Here is a 13,319-nt window from a genome sequence, read left to right on the forward strand (position 1 = left end):
CTCTAGGATTCAAAACTCCAAACGAAGTCTTTTGGTGTGCCAATTAAATCGTTGCACTTAATTGTTGAATCCGCTATTTATAATGAATTTCACTTAAATCAAACTAAAAGAAGATTTGCTTAATGATTTTATCGAAAAAATATTGAAAATCTAAGTTTTTGAAACTGCTTTGTTTAGAAGTTTGTCATGAAACAATATTGTCTTAGCCAAATTTCATGTTTTAAAATTAGGCTAACAACATTTCCTATCTCCCTCACTTCAAATACATTTTAAAAAACCCTACTGTTCTTTTCTCCGCTTCCTTCGGATCGAAATTCCAAATCCGTTCGTGGCGATCACAGTCCGGTGCCCATAAACTTTTTGGTTCTTTCGCTTTCGCAAATAAATCTTCTGCATGATGGTAGTCCACATAATCATCTCGTTTGCAATGATAGATCGCAATCGGTCTAGGATGGATGTTCGCAATGACCTCAATTGGTCGAACGGAATTCATATCAATTCCACTACGGAAGTCCAAAACCCATTTCACAACAGGAATGAGTGGGTAATACGGAATTCCAAAATCTCGTTTGGCCGATTCTATAAGAACATCCATTGCACTCACATAACCACTGCTAAAGAGACCAACTTTGATTTCGGGATGGTTTGCCATGGCAATGATACTTGTGGCAGAACCCATCGAAAATCCAAAGATCCCAATTTTGGTTTCCCCTTTGGTTTTTAAAAATTGTAGAGCAGCCGTTACATCTTTTTGTTCCAGTCCTCCCATCGTAGCAAAACCACCATGGTTTCTGCGAAGGCTTAAGAGTAAAAGATTGTATCCTTCTTCGTGAAGGCTTTTTGAAAAACGAAGACCTTCATTTCTTTGCCCTCCATGTCCATGCACCATGAGAATTGTACCTTTGGATTGTTTGGCGGGAATCCAGTAACTAACAAGGTTCAATTTGTCTTCGGTTGGGATGGTCACTTCTTCATAATCTAAACCCAACTCACTAGGTCCCTTGCAAAAGACATGGTGGTCAGGGTTACAGTGAACTTTCGGATAAAGAACTAATCCTGAAAAATAATAAGCAATGCCAAAAAGTAGGATGATACTAAAAAGCAAAATGTATGATAAAAGCTGGAATGTTCGTTTCATGAGATTAGGAATCTAACTTGTTAAATAAAAACTGCAAGTAAAAAAATGAATCTATTTGTTTGATGGATGTATGGAAGCAGCCTTAGGTGTATTTTTTATCTGTTGTATGAGTGTTTTAAGTCCCTTTTCAGGGGTAGATGATGGGGAATTACGAGGATGTCCACCATCACCTAACTGTGTTTCCAGCCAAAGTATGAAATACAATTTTGTTCATAAAGTGGATCCAATTTCTTATTCCACTTCCAAAGAAGTTGCCTATCGCCGTATCTCGGAATACTTCCACCAATCAGAAAATATATACATTAGCGAAGAGAAGGAAGGGGAATACTTACGGATTATTTTTTTTACCAAAGTGTTTCGTTTTCCAGATAGAGTTGAAGTATACTTTCCAGAAGGGAAAAACGAAGTGCAAGTGAGATCACAATCGATCCTGGGACTTTGGGATGTGTTTGCGAATCGAAGGCGAGTGAATACATTTCGTGAAATCCTCGCAAAAGAAGAATCATAAAAGATCGTTGTGAGCTAAAAAGTAAACTCCACCTACGATCCTTTCTAATTTAGAACCGAAAAGCCAATCTCCGAGAATGGTAATTCCTGTTTCTTGACAAAGCGATTTCCATTCAGCAAATTCTTCCTTGTCAAGTTGTAAGGCGCCCTCCCGACCAAGGAGGGGCATTTGGGTTTGCGCAAATTTCCATCGGTGATTCCATATCTCGTCTGGAGGTGGTGCGGACCATTTTTCATTGACTCCCTGAATTAACATCTCTTGGTAAAACGAGTTTGGTTTTTTCTCTGCGTCCATCCAGGGATCAAAATGAGTTTCCGAAAACAAGGAAGAGAACTGAACGAGTAAACTCGAACCATCTCCCTTGGTTAAGTCCATAGGGTATTTGATTGACTCCCAACTTTGGTATTCCCAATCTTCACCACGATCTAGAATCGTCGAGACTGGAATGGGTTCTTCGGGCTTTAGGCCAAACGATTCAAAATTTGGTTTCCAATCCTTCCAAGATAAGAAACTAACAAGTGTTTTTCTGTATTCGTTATAAGGTTGTAAAAATTTGATCCAACGATCTAATTTTGGTTCTATATCTGAAGATTCAAAAATACTAACGATTTGAGGAATGGGAAGGGTGAGAAACACTTTGTTTGTTACCATCTCTGTCGATTGGTTTTCTAAATGGGAATGGAAGTTAAGTGACCATTCGTTCTCGTTCGTTTGCGATAGGGACTTGAGAGTCATACTCTGTTTGTAGGTTTTATCTACTAACATGGAACCAACGATCGATTCCATACCCAAAGTTGGATAGTGGTGGTGAAGATCGTAGATCGGTTTTGTATCGATTTTCACTCCACAGGTTTTCCAAATTTCAAACAAATTGTAGGAAGAAACTTTTCCCATCCAATTCACTTCCATTTGGTCGCAAAACATTGTAGCCCCAATATCAAAGCGAGCTCCTGAAACTTGGCTGACTTTGGTGGAAACTCTTCCGCCTGGTTTTCGTGCCTTGTCAAGGAGAACCACCTCGGGTTTCATCATGGCAATGGCAGCACCGGTAAGGCCCGAGCCTACAACAAGAGAGTTAGGTTCCGATGGAAAATGACGGGTCTTCACGGAAGATTAGACGGGCTCCGTCAAAGTTTTATAATTGTTTGATCAGAGTTTTTAAATCATTGATGAGAGAAAAAGGAACTGGTTTGATTTCCTCAGCCAATTGGATGGTATCTTGGATGGTGCGTGTGAGAACTTGTTTTTCAGCAAGGTATGCCGCTTGTGGGAGTTTGGACTTATTTTTTTTAAAGATAGAGACTTTGCTATCAATGATTTCGATCATTTGGTTTAAGTACTGTATTTTTTGGTCCATGGGAGAAATTTGTAACACAACTTGGTAGAAATGAGAAACCAAATTTTTATGAAAGATGAGAAAGATATCGTAGGGAAACCAATGACAGATTTGTTATTTGACTCTGAATTACCTTTCTCACTACAAAAATTATCACCTTACCAGTGGACACCAGTCTTCATAGTCAAACGAACTTGGGAATTTTTAAAAGGCAAAGAGGTCAGATCCATTATGGATTTGGGTTCTGGTCTTGGGAAATTCTGTATTGTTTTGTCTTTTTTGGCAGAGGATCAATTTCCGATTTATGGTTGCGAAGATCGGGAAGAACTCTTACAAATGGCGACTTCACTTCAAATGAAATGGAAAAGAAAGTCAGTTTGCTTTCAGAAAACAAATTTTCTGACTTCATTTCCCTATGGACATTCTCATTATTATTGTTTTAACCCTCTTTATGAAACGATGAAAGGGTCTCATTCTATAGATGATACAAAAGTAAAATCGGCAAAACTCTTTCTTCAGAATATCCAAACTTTAAAAAATCATCTATATCTTTGTCCCAAAGGAACCAAACTCATCACCTATCACGGTTTTGGTGGTTCGGTCCTTCCTGGTTATATTGTCATTCGAAAAGAAAATGACGACTTAGGTGAATGGATGGTTTGGGAAAGAGTCTAATGATTCCCTTCCTGTTTTCCTTAGTGGATCACCTTGGCATATTTTTTACGTAAGTGAGGTTTCGCAATGAGGAGGTAAAAAAGTCCAGTGGAGATGACAACAATGGATGTGAAGATCATTCCATAGTTGATAAACCAAGGTTCTTCTGGTGCTCTAGGCCATACCATGTTGGATACAGCGGCAATTCCATACACTAAGGCCAATACATTGATGAAGAAACCAAATCGTCCCAATGTAAACGAACCTTGTGGTTTCCAACCTCGTAACCTCGCAAACATTGCTCCAAAAACAACCATTTGAAAAGCAACATAGATTCCACAAGAAGCAAAACTGATAATGGTTGTTACAGTATCTTGTAACCAATGTCCAATACTTGTGATGACGATTGGTATAATCCCTGTGACTAGAAGTGCTTTTGTGGGTACCTTCCCTTTTTTAGAGAGGTGGTTTAAGTATTGGCTACCAAAAATCATTCCATCACGGGCGAAAGAAAAAAGTAAACGACTGGCAGCAGCTTGTAAACTAAGTAAACAAGACAAAAAAGAAATCATCACAATGACAATCACCATTCGGTATCCAGTAACTCCCATTGCCGTTGTGAGTGTCGTTGTGACAGGATCTGCATCTTCTCCCGAAATTGCTTTTTCTACATTCGGTAACGATAAAAGAAGTGCTAAACAGATAAATATTGCCGCACCACCACCTATATAAATGGTCATTCGCATCGATTTTGGTATCGCAGAACTTGCATTTGGTGTTTCTTCTGCCACATCTCCACAAGCTTCAAATCCATAATAACAAAACATGGCAGCAACAGAAGAAGCTAGGAAAGCAGGGAAATAACTCATTCCGTCCCCAAACGAAAACGTATCCCATAAGATGGATATGGAATTTACCTTGGCAAAGAGTAAAAGGTATCCTCCAACAAGGATGGCACCCACTAACTCACAAGCAAAACCAAAAAAAGCAATTTGTGCGAGTAACTTGGTTCCGCTTAAGTTCAGTAAGGTGGAGATGAGAATCATCCCAATGGCAATCCAGATAAAACCGGTATTCCCAAGTTCCACACCGAGTAAGTTGTTTAAAAAGGGAGCTCCCCCCACAGCAACTGCTGCGACAGACGTAAAGAGTGCCCATGCATAGACCCAAGCAGACATCCAAGCAAAACGTTCTCCGACTAACCGAAGAGACCAAGGATAAATTCCTCCAGAAATCGGGTATTGAGATACCACTTCTCCAAACACAAGGCAAACTAGAAATTGGCCAAGACCTACTAAAAAATAATTCCAAATCATGGGGGGACCACCCGCCTGGATGGCCAAAGCAAAAACAGAATACACGCCTACCACAGGGGAAAGGTAAGTAAAACCTAGGGAAAAATTTTCCCAAAAACTCATACTCCGATCAAATTCCGATTTAAGTCCAAGGCTCTTTAGTTGTTCTGCGTCATGGTCTAGGGCTTTTTGGTCCATTCCAATACCTGTTCCTAATTTAGGTTCTTTCGCTCCTTTTTTAAGAATAGGGTTCTTTTCTACAAACGATTTTGTTTTTCCATTGACGAAGGAAATTGATTCCCTAGTATACTTACCTTACGGGAAACATTGATGAAAAAAAGTATTTTGTTAGCAATCGCAGTTCTATTCTTTTTCTCTTGCGCAAGTTCTGAATCAACAGAACGCAACGCAGAGGAACCAGGTCTTATGGATAAGTTAATTGAAAAGGCAAGTTCAGAAGAAGGCCAAAAGGCAATCAAAATGGGGAAAGAAAAACTCCAAGATCCAGAGACTCAAGAAAAACTGAAAAGTATGATGTCAAAGGACAAAAAGAAAAAAGATCCAACAGCACTTCCTGGACAATAATCGAAAGAATCTTTCCATACCAACCATGACCATTTGTAACATGGTTGGTGTTTGCCCTTCATTCAAAACGAGCGAAATCTAAATCCCCACCTGACTCTTCAAAAATAGTTTTTAAGATCCAATGTTTCACATTGGTGACGTCACTTAAATCGCAGAAAAAAAACAAAGAAAACGATTCCATTTTCTCGTCATTCACCAAACAGAGTTGGTTCCCGATTTGGATTAAATCTTCCCAATTGGCAAATGGATATTCTTTTCCATTCCAAAGAAGAGATGTTTTTGTGATCGTGATTTCCCTTCTCTTGTTTTGTTGGTAAAAGACATGGAAAACAGGAATCAATCCAAGAAAGAGGGAAAGTAGGAAAAATGAGAGTTGGCCTATCGTCGGAGGTAAGGTTTCCCAATAAGCAACGGAAATTTCGAAAATATCTCCAAAGGCAAAATGGATCAAAAGAGTAAAAGCCAAACCTAAAAAGATAGAAACAAATAAAATCACTTTTGACTTATACTTAGAAACCAGTGAAATTCCATCATTTGTTTTTAATATCGATACATCTGAGTTAGGTGAAAACTGGATGTTTGCTTCTAAAATATTTGTAGGCAATTTTCGTTTGTGTATGGGTAAATCCAATTCTTTTGGTTGGATGAGAAGTCCATCGGTTGTTTGCAAAGGAATCTCTAATTGTTTACAAATCAGCTCTCCATCAAAACGTAATTTGGAAAAATTTGTACTTTCAATGAGTTGGATATTTTCTGCATCAGTGTGACCCATGACGGTATATACCGTTACCGTCCTTGTTCCGTTTTTTGTTTTAACGGTATAAGAATAATCAGAATAGGAAATCCGTTTTAAATTTTGGAAGGGAAGGGTGCGAACTTCTTTTTTTTTGGAAAACCAATGGATGGTTTTTGTTTCTAAATCAAAAACCGTTTCTTCTGGTTTCGATGTGATCGCCAGTAATACATAAGGAAGAGCAAAAAATGCTACCAAAAACGAGGCAATGATCACAAAGCTCATCATGTTTTCTTCTGTGAATTCCATAAACGAAAAGGAAAAAGCCACAATTGCTAAAGATAAAATTTCAAAGATGATGAGAAACCATCTGACCGTTTTGAGATTCACCGATTTATGATCAGACCATTGTAATTTTTTTTCCATCACCAAACCTTTTTCTTCTGAATTTCATACTAAAACTGATCAATTGTTGTTTGTATGTTTACTTGTTATAATTTCAAACTGGATGCTTCCGGAATGGTTGCAGAAGGTTTCATAAACAAAAATCCTTGGGAGAATTCAATACCAAGTGATTCCACTAAGTCTTGTATGGCGGGTCGATCCACAAATTCTGCCACCACTTTGGCACCTATGCCTCGTGCTAGTTCAACAATCCCTTGGACGAGTAGGTAAGCGGTTTTGTTTTCTGGTAGATTTTTGATAAACTTTCCATCGATTTTTAAGTAATCTGGATTGAATTCGAGTAATCTTGCTAAATTGGAATATTGAACTCCAAAATCATCGATCGCAATTTGACATCCAATCGCTTTTAGATCTTTGATAGTGGACAAACTATGTTTGTGTTCGGAAAAACTAATGTCTTCCAAAATTTCAAAGGTAACACGTTTGGGTTCAATTTTGTATTGGGAAAGCCTAGACTCCACCCATTTGCTGAAACTTTTATATTCTAATTCCGACTCTGTCAGGTTGATGGAAAAGTCATAGGGAAAATTGGAAAAGTATTGCATGCTTTCATCAATCATCTGTAAGCCGATCATCCGAATGCTTCCCGTTACTTTCGCTAATTTTAAAAATATGTCGGGAGTTAAGATGGTATCTCTGTCTTTGATTCGCGCTAAACATTCAAATTTATGAATCTCTTTGGTTTGGTTATTTAAGATCCCTTGGTAGAACGGAACAATTTGTTTATTGGTAATCGCTGTATGGATTTTTTGACTGAGTTGAAAATTCTGTAAATGATGATCGGTTGATAAATCTTCTGAGTAGGAAACAAAGTCTGTAGAGTTTTGTAATTCCGCTTGGAAGAGGGCAAGTTTTGCTTTGTAATAACAATCCTCTTGGCCAGAAGCGGAAGCATACCGGCAATCCAATTGGAATCCCACTCCATCTAAAAAGAATTCATCTGACTTTAACATCATCCGAAAACTGCGAAGTAGATCGACTAACATTGGTTCTGAAAGGTTGGATAAAATTCCAATCTCATCGGAATACAAATGAAAGACTTTGTGTTCGTTTTGCAAATGTACGGTGAGAAGTTGTAAAAACTTATGAAGGATCTTCCGATACACTTCGATCCCAAAGGTTTTGATGATGGTAGGGAAGTTGATGATTTTTATGAGCAAAAGGGATTGTGTAATTTTGGATTGATTATTGTTTTTTAATTCTTTTACAAGTGATTCAAAATTGGGAAATTTGGTATCACGGTGAAAGTATAGGGAATCCGCTAATTCTTTGTTTTTTTCTTCCAGAGATTTTTCTTGGAAATAGGCGTCGATGGCTTGTTTGATGGTGAGTTCCAAATCATGGGCGTCCCAAGGTTTGGAGAGGTAACGGTAGAGACAACCGTGGTTCAGAGCATTTCCGATTGCCTGAGCGGGGGCTTGCCCCGTTAACATGATCTTTTTGGTGCGAGGGTGGGTTTTTTGCATTTCGATCAGAAATTCATCCCCTTTTTGCCCTGGCATGACATGGTCACAGATGACAACCGCAAGGTCTGCTCCCACGGATTCAATTTCTTTCATGATTTCCTTGGCGGATTCCGCACTTTCTGCGGTTTCGATGGTGAAGCTGGAACCAAAAACTTTTTTCAATTGTTCCTTCAAGTTCCAAAGGATAAAGAATTCATCATCGATGCAAAGTATGTATGGTTTTTCGTTCAAAGGGGTACCTGGAAAAGTTTCTCAAATGAATCGGAAGGTAGAGAATATGCAAGAAATATTTACTGTTGACAATTTCTACCATTTCGTTCTAATTTAGCCGTTCCAAAGACTTTGGTACATGCATTTCTTTTTAAGAGGACAGGAATGGTTTCAAATAAAATTTACGTAGGGAATTTGAAATTTTCCCTAAAGGAAGAAAATATCCGTCAAATTTTTTCAGTATATGGAGTGATCCAAGATTTGAAAATGATTCACGATCGAGAAACGGGCAATTTTAGAGGTTTTGCTTTTATCACGTATGCCAATCCGAGTGAAGCGGAAGAAGCAGTGGCCCAAATGAATGGCCAACCCGTTGACGGAAGGAATCTCAAAGTGACGTTTGCAGAAGACAAAAGAAAAGAAAAACAGAACTAAAATTCTCTTTTCTTTCCATCCACACCCCATAAAGAAGGAGGATGACTTCATCCTCTCCATCTCCTGTTCATACAATAGAAGATTATTCACCAAACCTTTGGCTTACACCAAAGGTTCATTTACGGTTTGATTTAGATCCCCACCTCACAGTTGTCAGAGCGGATTACGATGTACAATTAAATGGCAAATTGCTTGGTCCTATGTTTTTGCATGGGGAAAAATTAGAATTTTTGTCCCTGCGTTTGAATGGAGCTGTAGCGAATCCCAATGAATACAAAATCACCGATTTGGGTTTAGAGATTTTACAACCTCCCGGAGAACATTTCCAACTCACCATCGAAAACCGAATTTGCCCAGATGAAAATACCTCCTTAGAAGGATTGTACAAATCTGGTTCGATGCTTTGCACTCAAAATGAACCCGAAGGGTTTCGTAAAATCGTCTACTCGGTTGATCGCCCAGACAATATGATGCGTTTTACTGTTACCATATCGGGTGATCCGACTTACTTCCCAGTGATGTTATCCAATGGAAATCTAATCAGAGAAACAGTTCCCGTAGAAGGAAAAAAGGAAGTGGTCTGGGAAGATCCTTATCCAAAACCAAGTTATCTCTTTGCTCTCGTGGCAGGGGAACTTGTGGAAACAAAAGATCAGTTTCTCACTCAATCAGGTCGAAATGTCACGCTTAAGATCTTTGTGGAAAAGGGGAATGAGGAGAAAGTTGGGTTTGCTTTTGATTCCCTAAAGAAGGCCATGAAGTGGGACGAAGATACCTTTGGCCTCGAATACGATTTAGATCTTTTTATGATTGTGGCTGTGGAAGATTTTAATATGGGAGCGATGGAGAATAAAGGATTAAATTTATTTAACGCGAAACTCGTATTAGCTGACAAAAAATCGGCTACCGATGAGACCTTTGAATCCATTATGGCTGTGATTGGGCATGAATACTTTCACAATTATACAGGGAACCGAGTCACTTTACGCAATTGGTTCAATTTAACTTTAAAAGAAGGTCTGACTGTATTTCGGGACCAGTGGTTTACGGAAGATATGACAGATCCCCATGTCAAACGGATCAAAGACATTCTGTTTTTGAAAGAATACCAATTTCCAGAAGACCAAGGCCCAATGTCTCACCCCATCCTTCCTAAATCATATACCGAGATGAATAATTTTTACACTGTGACGGTGTATGAAAAGGGAGCCGAAGTGATCCGTTTGGTGTCCGAGATATTGGGACGAGAGTCATTCAAAAAAGGATTACAATTGTATTTAACTCGTTACGACGGACAAGGAGTCACCTTTGAGGAATTTGTTTCTTCTATGGAAGAAGCGTATGGAAAACCGATCCCACTCTTACGCAATTGGTATCACAGAAAAGGAACTCCCAAAATTCAAATCGAAGAGAGATTTGATTCCAAGGAAAACGAATGGGAGTTTACGATCACGGATCCAAATCCAGGGGAATATCCACTTGTGTATGTGAATTCCTTTGCGGCCTTTGATCCCAATGGCAAACTCTTAGTAGAGGAGAAACGAATCCAAGAAGGACCAAAAGACATCCTTCGAATCCCGGCAAGTAGCGAAGGAGAAAAACCAATTTTATCTCTCTTTCGTTCTCTCTCAAGTCCTGTGTTAGTCGATAATTTCCTTTCCAAAGAAGAAATCCGAATCCTTGCGGAAAACGAACCAGATGGGGTGTCTCGATTTTTCGCGTTTCAAAACTTAATTTTCTCTTGGTTTGCTGAAACTTTGTTAGAAGGAGATACGGTGAGTTTACATGAGATTTTGGAAGTTCTTAAATCTAGTTTTCAAAAACCTTGGGACAAAACCTATTTTAGTTTTTATCTTACCTTTCCTAGCTTGGGTCAAATCAGTGAACATTTACAATCATTTGATTTTGTCAAATTAAACCAAATGAGAAATCATGCATTGAGAACCATATCTCAAACCTTTACCAAGGAATTTCAATTTTTGTATGAGGAAAATCGGAAAACAATTCCCACTCAAACCAAAGAAGAAATTGGAAAACGTAGATTAAAAAATGTGGCACTCTATTACTTGTTACACGATCCAAGTCGTGGGTTTGAACATCTTGCTGTGACGCAACAAAGAGAAGCCAAACATATGAGTGAAGAAATTTCTCCACTTCGTTACTTAATTGAAGTAGATTCAGCCGAAAAAGAAACAGCCATTTCGAATTTTTATGATCGTTGGAAACACGATGCCTTGGTTTTAGATGTTTGGTTTGCCGCCCAAGTTGCTTTTGGTGTTAATAAACGTTCTGTCGTGGAAGAGTTAGAATCAAATCCAAAATTCACTCAGAAAAATCCCAATAAAGTTCGGTCTTTGTATTTTAGTTTTGCGAGAAATCCACTTTCCTTTCATGAAGAAACTGGTTCTGGATACAAACTCATCGCAGAAAGAATCAAACAGTTGAATGGGATCAACCCACAAATTGCAGCAGGTCTTGCTAAACTGTTTTCACAAGCGTCAAAACAAAAAGGGAATTTGCCAAAAATCGCCAAACGTGAGTTAGAAGAGATTCAAAACCTCCCCCAAATTTCAAAAGATTTAGGGGAAGTTGTGGGAAAAATCATCCAATCACTTTAGCTGTACATAGATTTGATCAAATCTATGTATTTGTCATGGATGATATTTCGTTTCATTTTGAAAAGGTTGGTGAGTTCATCACCAACTTCCATGGCTTTCGGTAAAAATCGGAAGTCTGAAAGTTTTTCAAAGGATTTGAAACCGTTTTCGGAAGAAATTTGTTTTTTCACAATGTTTTGGTAGTATTGTCTCACCTCTTTGTTTTGGTTCAAATCCTCACCGTCTTTCCATTGTAAACCGGCCTCTTTCATCCGATCTTTATCAGGCCAAATCAGAGCCGTTAATGACTTTTGGTCTTGCCCGACGACAATCACTTGGTTGATCATCGCGTTTTCGAGGAGTAGGTTTTCGATTGGAACTGGTTCCACATTTTCTCCCCCAAGGAGAACGATGGTGTCTTTGACTCGACCACGGACAGATAATGTATCGTTAAAGGAGATAAATCCAAGATCTCCCGTATTCATCCAACCATCCACAATGGCTTTTTTTGTGGCTTCTTCGTTCTTATAATAACCTTTCATCACTTGAGGGCCTTTGATGTGGATGACTCCCATTTTTCCTTTCGGAACAGATTCCCCTTGTTCATTTACAATTTCGACTGCAGTGCCATCTGGCCATTTTCCAACGGATCCTTGTACCACATGTCCCACAGAACGAACCGAAATGATCGGAGCACATTCTGTCATTCCATATCCTTCATAAACAGGAATGCCGATCACATTAAAAAATTCATCTACGTGAGAAGGTAATGCACCTCCACCTGAAATGGTTCCCGTTAACTGACCACCTAACACATCTCTGATTTTAGAAAACACAAGTCCGTCTAAAATTTTTGCCAATAAAAATAAATTCAAAACATAACCAATGGAAACAGTTGTGTTTTTCATTCGTTCGAAAGGGGATTCTTCTTTTGTCAGAAGTTTATTTCCTGCTAAATAATCCTGACCATCTTTGAATTTTTTGCAAATGTCATAAGCAAAATCAAAAAGTTTCTTTTTGTTTTCAGGAGCTTTTTCTAACTTTTGTTTGATGCCAAGGTATAAGTTTTCCCAAAGTCTTGGAGCAGACGCCATAAAACTGGGTTTGATTTTTTGGAAATCATCTCGAAGGTCTCGGATATTGGTATAAGCGATGGATGCACCTTCTGCAATGATCGCATAATCGATGGCTCGTTCAAAGATATGCCAAACAGGAAGGATCGACAAAGTGCGATCAGAAGATTTGAGACCCACTCTTGGTGGCACCTTTACTACATTGTACACCATATTTTGATGGGTCAACATGACACCTTTTGGCATTCCTGTTGTTCCTGAAGTATAAATGATTGTAAAAAGATCATCTGGTTTCACTTGTTTGGATCGAAGTTCCAAGGAAGGTAAGTTTTTACGAAGTATTTCTCCTTCTTTTACCAAGGTGGATAAATTCACAACCATAGGATCTTTGGATTGAAAGTTTGGATCTAAGATGATTACTTTTTCTACTTTTGTATTGGAAAAAATAGGTTTTAAGCTATCATACAGCTTTTCATGTTCTACAAAACAATACTTACTCTCTGAGTGTGAGAGGATATATTCAATTTCTTGGGCAGTGGAATCGGAACCTCTTGGAACATTGACTGCCCCGTTTAACAAAGTAGCAATATCGGCAATCGCCCATTCCGTGCGGTTGTCTGCCATAAGACCAATGCGGTCACCAGGTTGAAGTCCCAATTGCAAAAGGGATAGGGCTAAATTTTCAGCTTCTTGAAAGATGTCAGAAAAGGTGCGTCCTTTGAAATTTTTGTTACTGTCTTTTGCAAAGAACATCTCCTTAGAACCATAGGTTCTTTTGGCATAATAAAATACATCATTCAGGGTCGTAAAATTTTTCATGAATC

Annotated in this window: 12 protein-coding genes; 5 read left to right on the forward strand and 7 right to left on the reverse strand. The window is 38.6% G+C overall.

The window, feature by feature from the left end; all coding sequences use genetic code 11:
• Positions 1-253: 253 nt before the first annotated feature.
• Positions 254-1,138: an alpha/beta hydrolase gene (locus tag EHQ59_RS04690; RefSeq protein WP_135618000.1), complete on the reverse strand. Its 885-nt coding sequence runs from the start codon at positions 1,136-1,138 to the stop codon at positions 254-256.
• 70 nt (positions 1,139-1,208) lie between these two features.
• Between EHQ59_RS04690 and EHQ59_RS04695 the strand changes: the two genes are divergently transcribed.
• The gene (locus EHQ59_RS04695) at positions 1,209-1,646 is read left to right on the forward strand and encodes a DUF1499 domain-containing protein (protein WP_135618001.1); all 438 of its coding nucleotides are present in this window, start codon (positions 1,209-1,211) and stop codon (positions 1,644-1,646) included.
• Here EHQ59_RS04695 and EHQ59_RS04700 read toward each other — a convergent pair.
• A complete protein-coding gene (locus tag EHQ59_RS04700; protein ID WP_244245387.1) occupies positions 1,641-2,753 on the reverse strand; it encodes an NAD(P)-binding protein in 1,113 nt (370 codons plus the stop codon). The two genes, EHQ59_RS04695 and EHQ59_RS04700, sit on opposite strands and share 6 nt — an antisense overlap.
• 28 nt (positions 2,754-2,781) lie before the next feature.
• A complete protein-coding gene (locus tag EHQ59_RS04705; RefSeq protein WP_135618002.1) occupies positions 2,782-3,003 on the reverse strand; it encodes a hypothetical protein in 222 nt (73 codons plus the stop codon).
• A 30-nt stretch (positions 3,004-3,033) separates the two neighbouring features.
• Between EHQ59_RS04705 and EHQ59_RS04710 the strand changes: the two genes are divergently transcribed.
• The gene (locus tag EHQ59_RS04710) at positions 3,034-3,657 is read left to right on the forward strand and encodes a methyltransferase (RefSeq protein WP_135618003.1); all 624 of its coding nucleotides are present in this window, start codon (positions 3,034-3,036) and stop codon (positions 3,655-3,657) included.
• 20 nt (positions 3,658-3,677) lie between these two features.
• Here EHQ59_RS04710 and EHQ59_RS04715 read toward each other — a convergent pair whose 3' ends face one another.
• The gene (locus EHQ59_RS04715; RefSeq protein WP_135618004.1) at positions 3,678-5,129 is read right to left on the reverse strand and encodes an APC family permease; all 1,452 of its coding nucleotides are present in this window, start codon (positions 5,127-5,129) and stop codon (positions 3,678-3,680) included.
• 132 nt (positions 5,130-5,261) lie between these two features.
• Between EHQ59_RS04715 and EHQ59_RS04720 the strand changes: the two genes are divergently transcribed.
• On the forward strand, positions 5,262-5,516 hold the full coding sequence (locus EHQ59_RS04720) for a hypothetical protein (protein WP_135618005.1): 255 nt from the start codon (positions 5,262-5,264) through the stop codon (positions 5,514-5,516).
• Positions 5,517-5,574: 58 nt separating this feature from the next.
• On the opposite strand, the gene EHQ59_RS04725 is transcribed toward EHQ59_RS04720, so the two are convergent.
• Together EHQ59_RS04725 and EHQ59_RS04730 are read right to left on the reverse strand one after the other, a co-directional pair.
• Positions 5,575-6,675: a hypothetical protein gene (locus EHQ59_RS04725; RefSeq protein WP_135618006.1), complete on the reverse strand. Its 1,101-nt coding sequence runs from the start codon at positions 6,673-6,675 to the stop codon at positions 5,575-5,577.
• Between the two features lie 65 nt (positions 6,676-6,740).
• A complete protein-coding gene (locus EHQ59_RS04730) occupies positions 6,741-8,411 on the reverse strand; it encodes an EAL domain-containing response regulator (protein WP_135618007.1) in 1,671 nt (556 codons plus the stop codon).
• Positions 8,412-8,555: 144 nt separating this feature from the next.
• Between EHQ59_RS04730 and EHQ59_RS04735 the strand changes: the two genes are divergently transcribed.
• Together EHQ59_RS04735 and pepN are read left to right on the forward strand one after the other, a co-directional pair.
• Entirely contained in the window at positions 8,556-8,825 is a 270-nt protein-coding gene (locus EHQ59_RS04735) for an RNA recognition motif domain-containing protein (protein ID WP_100728010.1), read from the forward strand.
• A gap of 41 nt (positions 8,826-8,866) precedes the next feature.
• Complete coding sequence (gene pepN, locus EHQ59_RS04740; RefSeq protein WP_135618008.1) at positions 8,867-11,443, forward strand: aminopeptidase N; 2,577 nt, start codon at positions 8,867-8,869, stop codon at positions 11,441-11,443.
• On the opposite strand, the gene EHQ59_RS04745 is transcribed toward pepN, so the two are convergent.
• The gene (locus tag EHQ59_RS04745; RefSeq protein ID WP_135618009.1) at positions 11,440-13,314 is read right to left on the reverse strand and encodes an AMP-dependent synthetase/ligase; all 1,875 of its coding nucleotides are present in this window, start codon (positions 13,312-13,314) and stop codon (positions 11,440-11,442) included. The two genes, pepN and EHQ59_RS04745, sit on opposite strands and share 4 nt — an antisense overlap.
• Between the last annotated feature and the right edge of the window lie 5 nt (positions 13,315-13,319).

Source organism: Leptospira kemamanensis (genome assembly GCF_004769665.1).
GTDB lineage: Bacteria > Spirochaetota > Leptospiria > Leptospirales > Leptospiraceae > Leptospira_A > Leptospira_A kemamanensis.